The organism is Amycolatopsis minnesotensis (assembly GCF_039529815.1).
In the GTDB taxonomy this organism is placed as follows: Bacteria; Actinomycetota; Actinomycetes; order Mycobacteriales; family Pseudonocardiaceae; genus Amycolatopsis; species Amycolatopsis minnesotensis.
The window spans coordinates 1-2115 of sequence record NZ_BAAANN010000110.1 but is presented as its reverse complement, the minus strand read 5'-3'; the positions used below and the strand labels follow the sequence as shown (position 1 = coordinate 2115).

General features: G+C 70.0%; 1 pseudogene. It reads right to left on the bottom strand.

Going from position 1 to position 2115, the window contains the following annotated elements:
- Window positions 1-2106 (bottom strand): annotated as a pseudogene (locus ABD256_RS44005) (type I polyketide synthase); the annotation flags it as partial.
- Between the last annotated feature and the right edge of the window lie 9 nt (window positions 2107-2115).

Genomic DNA, 2115 nt, shown 5'->3' with positions numbered 1-2115 from the left:
CCGCCCCATCCCCAACCGCTGCGACCCCTGCCCCGAAAACACCACACCCACACCACCACCACGAACCACCCCAGCACCCACACCACCCCGCACAAACGCCGACAACCCCGCCACCAACTCACCACGACCACCACCCACCACCACAACCCGGTGCTCGAGCGCGGTACGCGTGGTCGCCAGCGAATAGCCGACATCCACAGTGGACAGTTCAGGGTTCGCCTCGAGGACGGCGCACAGACGTTCGGCCTGTGCGCGGAGCGCGGGCCCGGTCTTCGCCGACAGCACGAGCGGCAGCACCGGCGGCTCGTCCGGGGTGGCCCGGGGCTCTTCCGCCGTGTGCGCCGGTGCCTCGATGATCACGTGGGCGTTGGTGCCGCTGATACCGAACGACGACACCCCCGCCCGGCGTGGCCGCCCCTTGTCTGGCCACGACCGGGCTTCAGTGAGCAGTTCGACCGCGCCCGCCGACCAATCCACGTGTGGCGACGGCTCATCCACGTGCAAGGTCTTCGGCAACACCCCGTGCCGCATCGCGAGGACCATCTTGATCACACCGGCGACCCCGGCCGCCGCCTGGCTGTGCCCGAGGTTCGACTTCACCGAACCCAGCCACAACGGGTCCTCCCGATCCTGCCCGTAGGTCGCCAGCAGTGCCTGTGCCTCGATCGGATCACCGAGCGTGGTCCCCGTTCCGTGCGCCTCCACGACATCCACATCGGACAGACCCAACCCCGCCGCGGCGACGGCCTGGCGGATCACCCGTTGCTGCGAAGGACCGTTCGGCGCCGTCAGGCCATTCGACGCACCATCGGAATTCACCGCCGAACCCCGCACCACCGCCAACACCCGATGCCCCCTCGCCACCGCATCCGACAACCGCTCCACCAACAACACCCCGACGCCTTCGGCGAACCCGGTGCCGTCCGCGGCCGCGGCGAACGCCTTGCACCGGCCATCCGGCGAAAGACCGCGCTGCCTGCTGAACTCGATCAGCGATCCGGGATTCGCCATCACCGTGACGCCACCGGCGAGCGCGAGGGTGCAGTCCCCCGAACGAAGCGCCTGCACCGCCCAGTGCAGAGCCACCAGGGACGAGGAGCAGGCCGTGTCCACGGTCACCGCCGGGCCTTCCAACCCCAGCGCGTAGGCGACCCGGCCGGACGCGACACTGCCCGAGGTGCCGGTGCTCATGAAGCCCTCGACCTCGTCCGGCAGCGTGCCGAGCTGCGTCCCGTAGTCGTGGTACATCACGCCGGCGAACACACCGGTCCGGCTGCCGCGCAGCGAATCGGGGTCGATCCCCGCCCGCTCAAGCGCCTCCCACGAGGTTTCCAGCAGCAGCCGCTGCTGCGGGTCCATCGCCACCGCCTCGCGAGGGCTGATGCCGAAGAACGCCGGGTCGAAAGCCGCTGCTTCCCGCAGGAAGCCGCTTTCCCTGGCGTATACCGTTCCGGCACGATCCGGGTCCGAAGTGGACAAGGCGTCGAGCGACCAGCCGCGGTCGGTCGGGAACGCGGTGATCCCGTCGCCGCCCGCCACCAGCAGCTCCCACAGTTCGTCCGGAGTGGACACTCCGCCGGGATACCGGCACGCCATGCCGACGATCGCGATCGGTTCGGTGCTCGTCGCCACGACCTCGGCAGCCTGGACCGCGACTTCACCGACCAGCTCATCGCGCAGGTACTCCACGAGCGCGGCCGGGGTCGGGTAGTCGAAGATGAGCGTCGCGGGCAGGCGGAGACCGCTCGCCGCGGCGATCCGGTTGCGCAGTTCGACCGCGGTGAGCGAATCGAACCCGAGGTCGTTGAACGACCGGGCCGGCGAAACGTCATCCGCACCGGCGAACCCGAGCACGTCCGCGACCTCACCACGGACGACCGCGGTCAGCTGCTTGGTCTGCTCGGCTGCGGGCAGCGCACGCAACCCGCGGACCAGATCGGAGCTGTCCGGCCGGGCCGCCGCCCTGGCGAGCGGTGCGGGTTTCGCCAGGGCGCGGAGGATCGGCGAAGGCTGCGACGTCGTGATGGTGAGGTGTGCGGGGATGAGGTGGGGTTCGGTGGTGGTGTGGGTGGTGTCGAACAGTTCGAGTGCGTGTCGGGTGGTCAGGGGGTGGAT